Source organism: Aeromonas sp. s2, assembly GCF_040907935.1.
GTDB lineage: Bacteria > Pseudomonadota > Gammaproteobacteria > Enterobacterales > Aeromonadaceae > Aeromonas > Aeromonas dhakensis.
Genome location: NZ_JBFOCR010000021.1, coordinates 36,445 through 49,543 on the forward strand (window position 1 = coordinate 36,445; position 13,099 = coordinate 49,543).

Annotated in this window: 12 protein-coding genes; 6 read left to right on the forward strand and 6 right to left on the reverse strand. The window is 65.0% G+C overall.

Annotated features, from left to right (window positions below; all coding sequences use genetic code 11):
* Positions 1 to 20: 20 nt before the first annotated feature.
* On the reverse strand, positions 21 to 1,163 hold the full coding sequence (locus AB5Y81_RS17540; RefSeq protein WP_010635726.1) for a DUF5610 domain-containing protein: 1,143 nt from the start codon (positions 1,161 to 1,163) through the stop codon (positions 21 to 23).
* A gap of 170 nt (positions 1,164 to 1,333) precedes the next feature.
* On the opposite strand from AB5Y81_RS17540, the gene trmA reads away from it, so the two are divergent.
* The 4 genes from trmA to AB5Y81_RS17560 all read left to right on the forward strand — a co-directional run bounded on the left by trmA (position 1,334) and on the right by AB5Y81_RS17560 (position 5,123).
* Complete coding sequence (gene trmA / locus AB5Y81_RS17545; protein ID WP_279485128.1) at positions 1,334 to 2,467, forward strand: tRNA (uridine(54)-C5)-methyltransferase TrmA; 1,134 nt, start codon at positions 1,334 to 1,336, stop codon at positions 2,465 to 2,467.
* Positions 2,468 to 2,616: 149 nt separating this feature from the next.
* Positions 2,617 to 3,327, forward strand: a complete 711-nt coding sequence (gene rstA / locus AB5Y81_RS17550) for a two-component system response regulator RstA (protein ID WP_279485127.1) — start codon at positions 2,617 to 2,619, stop codon at positions 3,325 to 3,327.
* A gap of 233 nt (positions 3,328 to 3,560) precedes the next feature.
* On the forward strand, positions 3,561 to 4,886 hold the full coding sequence (gene rstB, locus AB5Y81_RS17555; RefSeq protein ID WP_279485126.1) for a two-component system sensor histidine kinase RstB: 1,326 nt from the start codon (positions 3,561 to 3,563) through the stop codon (positions 4,884 to 4,886).
* Positions 4,887 to 4,940: 54 nt separating this feature from the next.
* A complete protein-coding gene (locus AB5Y81_RS17560) occupies positions 4,941 to 5,123 on the forward strand; it encodes a hypothetical protein (protein WP_010635722.1) in 183 nt (60 codons plus the stop codon).
* A 76-nt stretch (positions 5,124 to 5,199) separates the two neighbouring features.
* On the opposite strand, the gene AB5Y81_RS17565 is transcribed toward AB5Y81_RS17560, so the two are convergent.
* The 3 genes from AB5Y81_RS17565 to rpmE all read right to left on the reverse strand — a co-directional run bounded on the left by AB5Y81_RS17565 (position 5,200) and on the right by rpmE (position 8,413).
* Positions 5,200 to 6,456 (reverse strand): malic enzyme-like NAD(P)-binding protein, encoded by a 1,257-nt coding sequence (locus tag AB5Y81_RS17565; RefSeq protein WP_124249531.1) that lies wholly within the window; start codon positions 6,454 to 6,456, stop codon positions 5,200 to 5,202.
* Positions 6,457 to 6,636: 180 nt separating this feature from the next.
* Complete coding sequence (locus tag AB5Y81_RS17570; RefSeq protein ID WP_054543723.1) at positions 6,637 to 8,070, reverse strand: DUF2867 domain-containing protein; 1,434 nt, start codon at positions 8,068 to 8,070, stop codon at positions 6,637 to 6,639.
* Positions 8,071 to 8,197: 127 nt separating this feature from the next.
* Positions 8,198 to 8,413 carry a 50S ribosomal protein L31 gene (gene rpmE, locus AB5Y81_RS17575; RefSeq protein ID WP_005306787.1) on the reverse strand — a complete coding sequence of 72 codons (216 nt, stop codon included), beginning with the start codon at positions 8,411 to 8,413 and terminating at the stop codon, positions 8,198 to 8,200.
* 148 nt (positions 8,414 to 8,561) lie between these two features.
* Here rpmE and priA point away from each other — a divergent pair, with 148 nt between their 5' ends.
* Positions 8,562 to 10,769, forward strand: coding sequence for a primosomal protein N' (gene priA, locus AB5Y81_RS17580; protein WP_279485125.1), 2,208 nt, complete (start codon positions 8,562 to 8,564; stop codon positions 10,767 to 10,769).
* A gap of 56 nt (positions 10,770 to 10,825) precedes the next feature.
* Here priA and AB5Y81_RS17585 read toward each other — a convergent pair whose 3' ends face one another.
* Both AB5Y81_RS17585 and AB5Y81_RS17590 read right to left on the reverse strand, forming a co-directional pair.
* Complete coding sequence (locus AB5Y81_RS17585) at positions 10,826 to 11,953, reverse strand: hypothetical protein (protein ID WP_017781276.1); 1,128 nt, start codon at positions 11,951 to 11,953, stop codon at positions 10,826 to 10,828.
* Positions 11,954 to 12,005: 52 nt separating this feature from the next.
* Complete coding sequence (locus tag AB5Y81_RS17590) at positions 12,006 to 12,560, reverse strand: TetR/AcrR family transcriptional regulator (RefSeq protein WP_017781277.1); 555 nt, start codon at positions 12,558 to 12,560, stop codon at positions 12,006 to 12,008.
* A 137-nt stretch (positions 12,561 to 12,697) separates the two neighbouring features.
* Between AB5Y81_RS17590 and AB5Y81_RS17595 the strand changes: the two genes are divergently transcribed.
* Positions 12,698 to 13,096 carry an HPP family protein gene (locus AB5Y81_RS17595; protein ID WP_185450496.1) on the forward strand — a complete coding sequence of 133 codons (399 nt, stop codon included), beginning with the start codon at positions 12,698 to 12,700 and terminating at the stop codon, positions 13,094 to 13,096.
* Positions 13,097 to 13,099: the final 3 nt, after the last annotated feature.

Genomic DNA, 13,099 nt, shown 5'->3' on the forward strand with positions numbered 1-13,099 from the left:
GGTCCTCGATTCGAAACGGTTCAGACGCTCTTGCTGCTGGCATCCGTCGCCGGCTGGAACTGGCCGATCATCCGCAGCGCATCCAGCATCCGCTGGTTGAAGCTGGTGAAGCTGCCCACCTGGGCCGGATCGCTCTGGCCACGGGCCGCCAGCACCGCTGGCGTCAGCGCCTGCTGCTGGGATGCCGGCAACAGGGCATCCGCCTGCTGCTGCACCTGATCCAGCTTGGGCAGGTAGTCGGCCAGTGGCTTGAGCATCTCCTGCAGGGAGTGCGCCCCCTGATAGGTCTGGCTCAGCTTGAGGCTCTGCTTGAGCTTGAGCGAATAGGAGGCCAGCTGGCTGTCATCCAGCTTCAGCTCGCCCGCCTTCTTCAACAGGTCGTCGAAATTGCCGGAGAAGAAGCTGCCGGCCAGATCGTCGATCCCCTTGACCAGCTTGCCGATGGAGTCCATCTCCTCGCTGCTCAGGTTGCCCTCCAGCGAGAAGCTGAAACTCTGGCTCGACTTGAGGCTGAACTGGCTGCCGCTGTCATCCTTCTGGGACTTGGTCTGCCAGCTGTCGTTGAAGCGCAGCACCACCTTGTCGCCATCCTTGGTCTGGATCTCCAGCGAGCCCTGCTGGCGGCTGGCCATCTCGGCCTGGCCCATGTCGGTGGTGGAAACCTTGCCGAAGAACTCCTTCTCGAACTGGTCGAGCCCCTCCTGGATCAGCTTGTAGCTCTGATCCATGCCGGTCTTGATGTCTTCGTTGTCTGCCCAGTCGCCGAGCTGTTTCCTGGCGTCACCAAAGCCCTTGTCCACCCCCTTGCGGGCCTGCTCCATCATGCCGGTCAGGCTGTCGTCCGACTTGCCGTCGGCCCGGGCAGCCCCCAGCCGGCCGGTGACGAACTGCAGCACGTTGTCGGCCACCGACTGGAAGTCGAACAGGGTATCCGGGGTCACCGCCTCCGGCTGATCCTGTGCCTTGGGCGCCTTGTAGCCCTGGCCGTTGATCTCCAGCGCGAACTGCAGCGCCTGCTGCACCAGCACCTGCGCCCATTTCGGCGCCTTGTGCAACGAGACTTCATCCTCGTTGTTGGTCTGCTTTGCTTCCGCCTGCTGGGGCGATTTGGGAGCAACACCCACTCCCTTGGGTTGGGCCGCGCCCACTCCGTCGATCTGCATAATGTGTCCTCCCACCATGCCTGTAGATCAGCTATCGGCCTGACTGCACACTTCTTGACCACAAAATGCTGGACAATCCGCAGCGGCCTTTTAAAATCGGGCCCCTTTGGGTGGCCGCAGGCTTCCCCCGATTTCGTCCCGGCCAGACCGGTGTGCATGTGAGGTAAATCATGACCCAATCCCAGCAGGTTTCCGCCGACCCGGCGCCCCTTCGAACCCCGGCCGACTACCAGGCCCAGCTCGACGAGAAGCGCGAGCGCCTCTGCGGGTTGTTTGCCGACTTCACCCTGCCTGCGCTGGAAGTGCACGCCTCCCCCGCCGAACACTACCGGATGCGCGCCGAGTTTCGCATCTGGCACGACGGTGACGACCTGTACCACTGCATGTATGCGCCGGCCACCAAGGAGATCATCCGGGTCGATCAGTTCCCCACCGCCAGCCGCCTCATCAACCAGCTGATGCCGGTGCTGCTGGAGGGGCTGCGCCCGCACCCCGTGCTGCGCCGCAAGCTGTTCCAGATCGACTACCTCTCCACCCAGTCCGGCCAGATCTGCGTCAGCCTGCTCTACCATCGCAAGCTGGAGAGCGAGTGGCAGCAGGCCGCCGAAGCGCTGCAGGCCGACCTGCGGGCCAAGGGGTTCGAACTGCAGCTGATTGGCCGCGCCCACAAGCAGAAGATCTGCCTGGGGGAGGAGTTCGTCATCGAGCGGCTGACCGTGCAGGGCCGCGAGCTGGTCTACAAGCAGGTGGAAAACAGCTTCACCCAGCCCAACGCTGCCATCAACGAACAGATGCTGGGCTGGGCGCTGGACGTGACCAGGGGGAGCGAGGGCGACCTGCTGGAGCTCTACTGCGGCAACGGCAACTTCTCCATCGCCCTGGCGCAAAACTTTAGCAAGGTGCTGGCCACCGAGATCGCCAAGCCGAGCGTGGATTCCGCCCAGTTCAACATCGCCGCCAACGGCGTCGACAACCTGATCATCCTGCGCATGTCGGCCGAGGAGTTCACCATGGCGATGCGCGGCGAGCGGGAGTTCAATCGCCTCAAGGGGGTCGATCTCTCCGCCTACCAGTGCAACACCATCTTCGTTGACCCGCCCCGGGCCGGCCTCGACGACGCCACCGTCAAGCTGGTGCAGGATTACGACAACATCCTCTACATCTCCTGCAACCCCGAGACCCTGCAGGCCAACATGGCGGTGCTGGGCGAAACCCACGAGATCGCCCGCTTCGCCCTGTTCGATCAGTTCCCCTGGACTCACCACATGGAGGCCGGGGTCTATCTCAAGCGCAAGGCGGGTTGATGCCGCCGGGGCACAGCTCCCCGCTCGACCAGCAAGACAAGACAGGGCCCGCGGGCCCTGTTTGATTATTTATCCCAGTGCATGGGGCGGCCGGAGCCGCTATGCTGGCGGCACGCGCATCCGCGCCACAGTCTGGGTGTCATGCCACCATGCAACGCATTCTTTTTGTTGAAGATGATCCCGAGATAGGCCAGCTCATCAGCAGCTGGCTGGCCCGCCACGACATGGAAGTGCTGCTGGAGCCGAGGGGCGATCTGGCGCTGGCCAGGGTCGAGGCCGAGCAGCCGGACCTGGTGCTGCTCGACATCATGCTGCCGGGTCAGGATGGTCTCTCCCTGTGCCGGGATCTGCGCCCGCGCTTTGCCGGTCCCATCGTCATGCTAACTTCGCTCGACAGCGACATGAACCAGATCCTGAGCCTGGAGCTGGGGGCCAACGACTACATCCTCAAGACCACGCCGCCCCCCGTGCTGCTGGCCCGGCTGCGGGTCCAGTTCCGCCAGCAGGGACAGCAGGCCCCGCAACCCGTGGTCGCCGGCATGCCGCCCCAGCGCCTGCAGTTCGGCCGGCTGCAGATCGATGGGCCGGGCCGGGACGTGCGCCTCGACGGCGACAGCATTCCGCTCTCCACCGCCGATTTCGACCTTCTGTGGGAGCTGGCCTGCCACGCCGGCCAGATCCTGGGGCGGGAGGCGCTGTTTCGCAGCCTGCGCGGCCGTGACTACGACGGCCAGGATCGCAGCATGGACGTGGCCATCTCCCGCCTGCGCCGCAAGCTGGGGGACGACACCAGCAACCCGACCCGCATCAAGACAGTGCGCCAGAAGGGTTATCTACTAGTACCCCAGGCTTGGGAATGAGCTGGTGTCTCACACGCCTGCACACCAGAAGCCAGGGAATGACAGCAACAACTCGATCTGGATCAATATGGTGCGCCAGAAGAGTTATCTTCTGTTCTGCTGGTGCCCCACACCTGGGAATAAGCCCCACCGAATGACCTTGATGCTCCCTTCTCCCCTTGCAGGAGAAGGGTTGGGGATGAGGGGGCAACAAGGCAATGCCCAGACGCAATCCAGGCAAGAGGAGAGCCCCGATGCGCCGCCTGTTTATCCAGTTCTATCTGCTGCTGATCGGCTGTTTCACCCTGGCCATCCTGCTGGTCGGCATGGTCTATCAGGTCACCGCCGAGCGGGCGGGAGATCGCTATCTGGAGCGGATGATGCAGGGCTCCCTCGGCCTGCTCACCGGTGAGCTGGCCCGCTTGCCACCGGAGCACTGGCCCGCCCGCATGGCCGAGCAGAGCCGCCAGCTCACCCTGCCGCTGCAGATCGGCGCCCTCGCCAACCAGCCGCTGGCCAACGAGGATCAGGCCTTCCTGGAGGCCGGCAACATCGTCATCGTCGAGGAGGATGACACCTTCCTGCAGCGCATTCCGGGCACAGATCAGGTGCTGATCGTCGGCCCCGTGCCTTATCTCTCCTACCTGCACGAGCTGCACTGGGTCGACGTGGGACTGCTGCTGGCCATCGGTCTCTCGCTGGGGCTGCCGATCCTGCTCTGGCTGCGCCCGCACTGGCGCGGCCTGCAGCAGCTCGAACAGACCGCCCGCCGGGTCGGTGACGGGGATCTCTCCTGCCGCACCCGCTTGCCCCCCGGCAGCAGCCTGGGCCGGGTCGGCCGTACCTTCGATCAGATGACCGAGCAGCTGCAGGCCATGCTGGCCAGCCGCAAGCAGCTGACCGACGCCATTGCCCACGAGCTGCGCACCCCGCTGGTGCGGCTGCGCTACCGGCTCGCCATGCTGGATCCCGCCCCCTCGGCCGAGGAGCAGCAGGGGCTGGAGCGGGATCTCGGCGCGCTGGATGCCCTCATCGAGGAGATGCTCACCTACGCCAGGCTCGATCGCCCCGAGCTGCCGCTGCAGTGCAGCGAGCTGGAGCTTGGCAGCTGGGCCGGCAGCCGTCTCGCCGACTGGCAGGCGCTGCGGCCGGACAAGCGGCTCGACTTTGTGCGCCCGGCCATGGCCCTGCCCTGGCGCGGCGATACTCGTCTGCTGGATCGGGCGCTGGAGAACCTCATCGGCAACGCCCTGCGCCACGCCGCCGGCCGGGTGACCCTCAGCATGGCGCGTCAGCAGGATCACTATCTGCTGGAGGTAGCCGACGACGGCGCCGGCATCGATCCCGCACTGGCGCCGCAGATCTTCGAGCCCTTCGTGCGGCTGGATCAGAGCCGCGACAGGCGCACCGGTGGTGCCGGGCTGGGGCTGGCCATAGTGCGCAGCATAGCCCGCCACCACGGCGGCGAGGTGCAGCTGTTGCCAAGCAGCAGCGGTGCCCGTTTCTGCCTGATGCTGCCTGTACATTTGGATACAAACCGTCACCAGTCACTCACTGAACCACAGGCGGAACAGCCCTAGGATGAAGTCATGGAGAAACGCTCCATGTCATCAACCCGAATGAGGAACTGGAATATGAACAAGCTGATCCCCCTGAGCCTGGCTGCTGTCTTCGCCCTGACCTCCGGCTTCACCATGGCTGCCACCCCGACCAAGGCTGCCGCTCCCCAGGCTACCCAGACCAAGGTCGTGAAAAAACACCACAAGGCTGCCCACGCCAAGGCGCCGGCCGTCAAGGTTGCTCCCAAGACCAAGTAATCGACCAGCAAGCTTCCCGTAATGAAAAGGGGCCCCGAGATGGGGCCCCTTCTGTTTTCTGCGCGCTTGCCGTGACTCAACCCAGCATGTAGTCCGCCGGCAGGGCGATGCGGGCAACACCGGATTCCACCGCTGCCAGCGCCACGGCGCGGGCGACGCGCGGCAGCAGACGGGCATCCATCGGCTTGGGAATGACGTAATCCTTGCCGAAGGCGAGCTCGCTGACGCCGGCAGCGGTCAGCACCTCGGCCGGTACCGGCTCCTTGGCCAGACCACGGATCGCCTCGACCGCCGCAATCTTCATGGCATCGTTGATGCGGCTGGCACGGGCGTCGAGGGCACCGCGGAAGATGAAGGGGAAGCAGAGTACGTTGTTGATCTGGTTCGGGTAGTCGGAGCGACCGGTACCCATGATGAGGTCACCGCGCACTGCGTGAGCCAGCGCCGGCTTGATCTCGGGATCCGGGTTGGAGCAGGCGAAGATCACCGGGTTGGCGGCCATCAGCGCCACCGCCTCGGCAGGCAGCACGTCCGGGCCGGAGACGCCGACGAAGACGTCGGCCCCGTCCATCACCTCCATCAGGGTACGCAGAGGGGTGTCGTTGGCGAAGCGCTGCTTGTACTGGTTCAGATCGGTGCGACCGCAGTGGATCACGCCCTGACGGTCCAGCATGAAGATGTTGTGGGGCTTGGCGCCACACTTGATCAGCAGGTCCATGCAGGCGGTGGCGGCGGCGCCGGCCCCCATGCAGACGATGCGGCTGTCGCCAATCTGCTTGCCCTGCACCTCCAACGCGTTGAGCAGGCCGGCGGCGGTGACGATGGCGGTGCCGTGCTGGTCATCGTGGAACACCGGGATGTCGCAGCGCTCGATCAGCGCCTGTTCAATCTCGAAGCACTCGGGGGCCTTGATGTCTTCCAGGTTGATGCCACCGAAGGTGTCGGCGATGGCGGCGACCGTGTCGATGAACTGGGCGCTGGTGTCGTGCTTCACCTCGATGTCGATGGCATCGATGCCGGCAAAGCGCTTGAACAGCAGGGCCTTGCCCTCCATCACCGGCTTGGAGGCCAGCGGGCCCAGATTGCCCAGCCCCAGGATGGCGGTGCCGTTGGAGATGACGGCCACCAGGTTGCCCTTGCCGGTATAACGGTAGGCATCGGCCGGGTTGGCGGCGATCTCGCGCACCGGCTCGGCGACGCCCGGGCTGTAGGCCAGTGCCAGATCGCGGGCGGTCTCGGCGGGCTTGGTGAGGGCGATGGCGATTTTGCCCGGCACGGGCTGGGCGTGGTAGTCGAGTGCCTGTTGGCGGAGATCGTGCTGCTGATCGGACATGGGGGACCCCGATACGGTAGTGAATGAGTGGTGCATTGGCTCGCCCACGGGCGAGGGCTGGGGATCATAAAGAAAACCACCGGGCTTTCACAGAGGAAAGTATCGCCAACCCGCCAATGACAAGCCAGTAATTAGCATGTCACACCACTTACCAATACCTATTTAGTTATAGATATGGTTTCAATCCATGACGGGGATTCCCGCCCTGGCCTCCGCCTTCCGGGCGATCGCCTCCGTCATCCCCTGGAAGATAAAAAGGTGGAACGGCAGCATGGCGAGCCAGTAGGCCAGCCCCCAGGCCCCCTGCGGATGCCAGTGGGCCGTCACCTTGAGCCGGGTCAGCCCCGACTCCTCCGGCAGTATGTTGAACTCCAGCCGGCCGACACCGGGGGCCCGCATGTTGAACAGCAGATCCAGCCTGCGCCCCTCGTCCACCCCGAGGATCTGCCAGGAGTCCAGCATGTCCCCCTTCACGAAGCGATCCGGATTGGTACGGCCACGGGTCAGCGCCGGGCCGCCGATCAGGTGATCCATCCATTCACGCACCACCCACAGCTGGTTCATGTAGAAGTAGCGCTGCTCGCCCCCCAGCTGCTGCAGCACCTGCCACACCACCTCGGGGGCGGCGAGGCTGAGGGCCTCGCCGCTGGCGGTGCGGTCATAGAAGCCGTACTCGGGATGGCGCCAGCGCAGGCCGAGCGGGGTCTCCTCCCCCTGCTGTTCGGCGCCGAGCCGCTGCTCCAGAGCCAGACTCTCCGCCAGTGCCTCGTCGAAACTGAGCAGGGTTTGCGGCAGCAGGGCCCGCAACGGGCCGTCGTCGGCCGGGATGTCGTGCTTGAGGCCGCCCACCAGCGCCTTGGCCACAGGTTGCGGCACCGAGGTGACGAATTGCAGCCACCAGGCGGAGAGGCGCGGGCTCAGGAAGGGGATGGGAATGATGGGGCAGCGCTTGCCGATATGGGCGGCAAACTTCTGCAACTGCTGCTGGTAGCTGAGCAGCTCGGGGCCGGCGGCGTTGAAGATCTGGCCGTCCACCCCGTCGGCCTCCACCAGCCCGCCCAGATAGTGCAGCAGGTTGGACAGTGCAATCGGCGGCGTGCGCGAACGCACCCACTTGGGGGTCACCATCAGTGGCAGGTTGAACACCAGATCCCGCATCACCTCAAACGCCGCCGAGCCGGGGCCAATGATGATGCCGGCGCGCAGCTCCACCGTCGGCACGCCGGCGCCCCGAAACAGCTCACCACAGTGACGGCGGGAGTTGAGATGGCGGCTGTTGCAGGGTTCGGGCTGGATGGCGCCGAGATAGATGATGCGGCGCACCCCGGCGGCGCGGGCGGCTGCGGCGAAGTTCTTCACCCCCTGCTGCTCCAGCCGGTGAAAGTCGGCCCCCGCTCCCATGGCATGCACCAGATAGAAGACGGTGTCGATGCCCGCCAGCGCAGGCAACAGGGTGATGGGCTTGAGGCTGTCGGCGAGGCGAAACTCCACCCCGGGCGGCAGCCGGCAGGGGCGCCGCGCCCCGGCAATCACCCGATAACCCAGCTCCTGCAGATGGGGCACCAAGTAAGAACCTATGTAACCCGCCGCCCCCATCACCAGACAATTTCTCATTCACTCGCTCCTGCTCTGCATCCCTCGTCAACCACACCACCATAGGGCAAAGCGGGCCCTGACAGAACGCCGACCAATAAAAAAGGCGCCCATTGGGCGCCTTTTTCAGAATTCTTCAGAAGTAAAATTACTTCTTGGTGGTCATCGCACCGAAACGCTTGTTGAACTTGTCTACGCGGCCGCCGCTAGAAACTTCTTTCTGCTTGCCGGTGTAGAACGGGTGGCACTCGGAGCACACGTCCAGGTTCAGATCTTTACCAACGGTAGAGAAAGTGTTGATGACGTTACCGCAAGAGCACTTGGCGGTGATGGCTACGTAGTCAGGGTGGATACCAGCTTTCATGGACAACCTCAAAGTAATAGGCCGTGTCGCCATCCGATCTTCTGTCGGACACCACACGATTGTTGAACACAGTTTCAAAGGCTGCGAATAATATAGGAAATGCCTGAGATCAGGCAAGTGGCTTCGCAGAAAAAATAGGCAATCTCTGGTGAATTCTTCCCAAACGCTGGATCTGGTTCGTGTGGCTGTGCCGGTGCCGTTACGCCGTCATTTCGACTATCTCTCCCCCCTGCCCTTGCCTGCCCCCGGCTGCCGGGTCGAGATCCCGTTCGGCCCGCAAACCTTGGTCGGACTGGTGGTGGATCACCCGGCCGAGAGCCAGGTATCGCGCAACAAGCTCAAACCCATCAAGCGGGTATTGGACGCAGCGCCGGTGCTGGGGCCGGATATTCTGGCGCTGATGAACTGGAGTGCCAGCTATTATCAGCATCCCCTGGGGGAGGTACTGCCCCACGCCCTGCCGGTGCTGGTGCGCAAGGGGGAGCCCGCCGCCTATCGGGAGCTGGAGTACTGGTTCGCCACCGAGGCCGGCATGGCGGTCGATCTCAACGAGCTCAAGCGGGCGGCCAAGCAGCAGCAGGCCCTAGCCTTGCTGCGCAAGGGGCCGCAGACCCCCTCCGCTCTCAAGCAGGAGGAGATCCAGAGTGCCGCCCTCACCTCGCTAGAGAAGAAGGGGCTGCTGGAGAAGCGCTCGCTGGAGCCAAGCCATGAGGGTGACTGGGCCGCCCGCTTCGAGCCGGGCGAGGGGCTGCGTCTCAACGGTGAGCAGGCGCTGGCGGTCTCTGCCGTCACCAGCCAGAGCGACAGGTTCGGCGCCTTTTTGCTGGACGGCATCACCGGCTCCGGCAAGACCGAGGTTTACCTGAGCATCCTCGAGCCCCTGCTCAAGGCGGGCAAGCAGGCGCTGGTGATGGTGCCGGAGATAGGCCTCACCCCGCAGACCATCAACCGCTTTCGCCGCCGCTTCAACGTACCCGTGGTGGCGATGAACTCCGCCATGAACGATCGGGAGCGGCTCGATGCCTGGCTGGCCTGCCGCGACGGCGGTGCCGCCATCCTGATCGGCACCCGCTCCGCGGTGTTCACCCCGTTTCACGACCTCGGCATCATCATCATCGACGAGGAGCACGACGGCTCCTTCAAGCAGCAGGACGGCTTTCGCTACCACGCGCGGGATCTGGCGGTGATGCGCGCCCACCGTGCCGGCATTCCCATCCTGCTGGGCTCGGCCACCCCGTCGCTGGAGACGCTGCACAACGCCCGCAGCGGCAAGTATCACCACCTCAGCCTGACCCGGCGCGCCGGCAACGCCCAGACCGCCCGCCAGGTGATCCTGGACATCAAGAACGTGCGACTGCAGGCCGGCCTCTCCCCCCAGCTGGAGCAGCTGATGGCGGAGCATCTGGCGGCCGGCAACCAGGTGATGCTGTTTCTCAATCGCCGCGGCTATGCGCCGGCCCTGATCTGCCACCAGTGCGGCTGGAGTGCCGCCTGCGAGCGCTGCGACGCCTGGTACACCTGGCACCAGGCCGGGCGACGGCTGCACTGCCACCACTGCGACAGCGTGCGTCCGCTGCCCCACCACTGCCCCGAGTGTGGTTGCAACGAACTGATCGGCTCCGGGGTGGGCACCGAACAGCTGGAGCAGTTGCTCGGCACCGTGTTCCCGCAATATCCGGTGGTGCGCATCGATCGGGACAACACCCGTCGCAAGGGGGAGCTGGAGACCCACCTCGGCGACATCAAGGCGGGCAAGTACAAGATCCTGATCGGCACCCAGATGCTGGCCAAGGGCCACCACTTCCCGGATGTGACATTAGTGGGGCTGCTGGATGTGGATGGCGCCCTGTTCAGCGCCGATTTTCGCGCCGCCGAGAAGCTGGCCCAGCTCTACACCCAGGTGGCGGGCCGCGCCGGCCGCGCCAGCAAGCCGGGGCTGGTAGTGCTGCAGAGCCACCATCCCGAGCACGCCTTGCTGCAGGACCTGACCCAGAATGGCTACGGCCATTTCGCCGACACGGCGCTGAAGGAGCGCCGCCTGCTGGGGCTGCCCCCGTTCAGCTATCAGGGGCTGTTTCGGGCCGAGGCCAACGGCCGCGACGAGGTGCAGCTGTTCCTCGCCCGCCTCGCCGACACCCTGCGCAGCGCCCGCTACCCACATGTGCAGGTGCTGGGGCCCATCAGCGGCTTCATGGAGCGCAAGGCGGGCAAGTTTCGCATGCAGTTGCTGGTGCAGGGGCCGAGCCGGGCGCCACTGGCCCATCTGCTGGATTGGGCGGTGAAGGAGCTGGAGGGGTGGCCCGAGACCAAGCGGGTACGCTGGAGCCTCGACATAGACCCCACCGAGCTGAACTGAGTCAGGCTCTTGTCGCTGATGGTGAAGCGGCCGGGTTTGCCATGCGGGCGCAGGGTTCAGACCCGCAGGTCGACCTGCTGCACCCAGCCTCCCTTGCCCTGCTCGGTCACATAGAGGCCGGACTGGCGCAACACCCCCTGATTGCCGTTTTCCCCCAGATGGTTGAAGGGGGTGTCGAGGGGATGCAGCAGGATGGCTCCTATCCCTAGCTCCACCAGGGCGATGGGTGACTGGTCCGGCTGCCAGAACTGCAGCGCCGAGAACTGGCTGTCCCGCTCGTCCAGCACCCCATTGCCATCCTCATCCAGGGTCGCCAGCTCGCCAAACCCGTTGCCGGAGCGGGCGCCGAACAGCTCGCCGCCGTCATCTATGGTGCCGTTGCCGTTGCGATCCAGCGCCACGAAGCCACTCCCCTCACTCAGGCCGGGCAGGCTGTCCGCCTTGCCATCCTGATCGAGGTCGAAATTGACCCGGGCGTCGGTCAGGCCGGCTATCTTGCCGTCCAGGCTGAGCACCAGCGGATCCTTTAAGGCATTGAGGGTGGTGCGGCGCTGGCTGATGTCGAGCTGGCGCCAGTCCAGCACAAAACCCAGATCCAGCTGCAGGTTCTGGCCATCCTGGGTCTGCACATTCGCCGCCGCCACCACGTTGAGCTGCTCTTTTTGCAGCAGGCTGTCGGTCACCTCCACCAGCTGATCCGGCTCGGCGGCGGGCTGGGCCCCCTCACCCGTCGGGGCACTCACCCCCTCCGCGCCCTGCTCGGCCGGCTTGATGGGCTCCGGCAGCTCTATCTTGTGGCCCAGCATGGCTTCGATCATCAGCTTGATGAGCCGCTGACGATTGTCGAGCCCGTCGTTAGGGATGCCATCCTGTTCGCTCTTGCCGGTCTCGGTGGACTTGGCCGACGCCGGTTCAGGAGCGCTCTGAACCGCACCGGCGGCGCTGCGGCTGGCCATCTGCAGCGTCAGCAGGCTGCTGCGGGTGAAGGTGAGCTGGCTGCCGCCGCCGGCAGCAGCAGGTGTAGAGTCCGCCGGCGCCGTGGCAGGGGACTGCACCTGGCTGGCTGGCGGCACGGGGCCGAGCCGGCGCACCTTGCGGGCTTGGGCCTGCTGTTGCTGGTATTGCACCTCCCCCTGGAGGTCGTAGTGATCGATGCGCATATCTTCGCCCTCGGCGCCATACATCTGGTCAGTTATCGACCAACTGCCGGGGCGGGCTTAACACCGATTGGCTATATCAGCCGGCAGACGCCTCGCCGTCGGCGCATAACAGCGCCAATGCCAACGACCTTGCCTGCACCAGCGCCAGCGGTTGCTGATAGCTGTGTGCCATCACCACGGCCCCCTCCAGCAACAGGCAGATGCCGGTGGCTTGCCTCTCGTGGCAGTCGAGCCTGGTGCTGACCCAGTCCAGCAGCGCCTGCTTGTGCGCGACCACCAGCTTGCGAACCGGGTGACGGGGATCGGCAAACTCGGCGCTGGCGTTGATGAAGTTGCAGCCATAGAAGTCGCTGCGGCCAAACCACTCCCCGAAACCGTCGAACAGGGCATGCAGCCGGCTCTCCCGCCCTTCCTGCCCCTGCAGGCGCGCTTCCAGCAGGGCGAAGAACTCCCGCTCGCGGGACTGCAGCACCTCCTCGATCAGAGCATCCTTGGTGGGAAAATGGCGGTAGAGGGTGCGTTTGGTGCTGCCGGCCTCCGCCCAGATGCGGTCGATGCCGGTGGCGTGAAAGCCATGGCGGTTGAACAGACGGTAGGCCGTCTCCATCAGCTGCTGCCGTTTTTCGCTCATCGTGTTTTTCCCCTTGAAGTACACCGATCTGTCTACCTAATGTGCCTAATCACGGCTGACAAACCAAGAAGGAAACCGTGATGACGAGATGGTATGGCCCCTTGTGGGCAGGAGTGGGTGCGGCACTGGCGATAGGTGTGCTGGGCTGGTTGAACATCAGCTGGCATACCGCCCTGATCATGGCGCCCTTCGGGGCCAGCTGCGTGTTGCTGTTTTCCCTGCCGGCGAGCCCGCTGGCACGGCCGTGGAATGTGCTCGGCGGCCATCTGCTGACGGCCACCGTCGGCTTGCTGGTACAGGAGCTGCCCCTGCCGCTGGAGCTGCAACTGGCCCTGGGCGTGGGGCTGGCCATCGCGCTGATGCAGGGGCTCGATCTGATCCACCCACCCGCCGGCGCCAATCCCCTGCTGGTGTTGATGACGGGGCAACAGTGGCCCTTTCTGTGGCACACGGTACTGCCCGGCGCCCTGCTGCTGATCCTGCTGGGTTACGGCTTCCAGCGGGTCAAATGGCAGCGACGGCTTGGTACCGGCTAAACA

Excerpts from the sequence above, each read along its gene's own strand:
- AB5Y81_RS17540 (WP_010635726.1), bottom strand. The coding sequence starts at position 1,163 with ATGCAGATCGACGGAGTGGGCGCGGCCCAACCCAAGGGAGTGGGTGTT.
- trmA (WP_279485128.1), top strand. The coding sequence starts at position 1,334 with ATGACCCAATCCCAGCAGGTTTCCGCCGACCCGGCGCCCCTTCGAACC.
- rstA (WP_279485127.1), top strand. The coding sequence starts at position 2,617 with ATGCAACGCATTCTTTTTGTTGAAGATGATCCCGAGATAGGCCAGCTC.
- rstB (WP_279485126.1), top strand. The coding sequence starts at position 3,561 with ATGCGCCGCCTGTTTATCCAGTTCTATCTGCTGCTGATCGGCTGTTTC.
- AB5Y81_RS17560 (WP_010635722.1), top strand. The coding sequence starts at position 4,941 with ATGAACAAGCTGATCCCCCTGAGCCTGGCTGCTGTCTTCGCCCTGACC.
- AB5Y81_RS17565 (WP_124249531.1), bottom strand. The coding sequence starts at position 6,456 with ATGTCCGATCAGCAGCACGATCTCCGCCAACAGGCACTCGACTACCAC.
- AB5Y81_RS17570 (WP_054543723.1), bottom strand. The coding sequence starts at position 8,070 with ATGAGAAATTGTCTGGTGATGGGGGCGGCGGGTTACATAGGTTCTTAC.
- rpmE (WP_005306787.1), bottom strand. The coding sequence starts at position 8,413 with ATGAAAGCTGGTATCCACCCTGACTACGTAGCCATCACCGCCAAGTGC.
- AB5Y81_RS17585 (WP_017781276.1), bottom strand. The coding sequence starts at position 11,953 with ATGTATGGCGCCGAGGGCGAAGATATGCGCATCGATCACTACGACCTC.
- AB5Y81_RS17590 (WP_017781277.1), bottom strand. The coding sequence starts at position 12,560 with ATGAGCGAAAAACGGCAGCAGCTGATGGAGACGGCCTACCGTCTGTTC.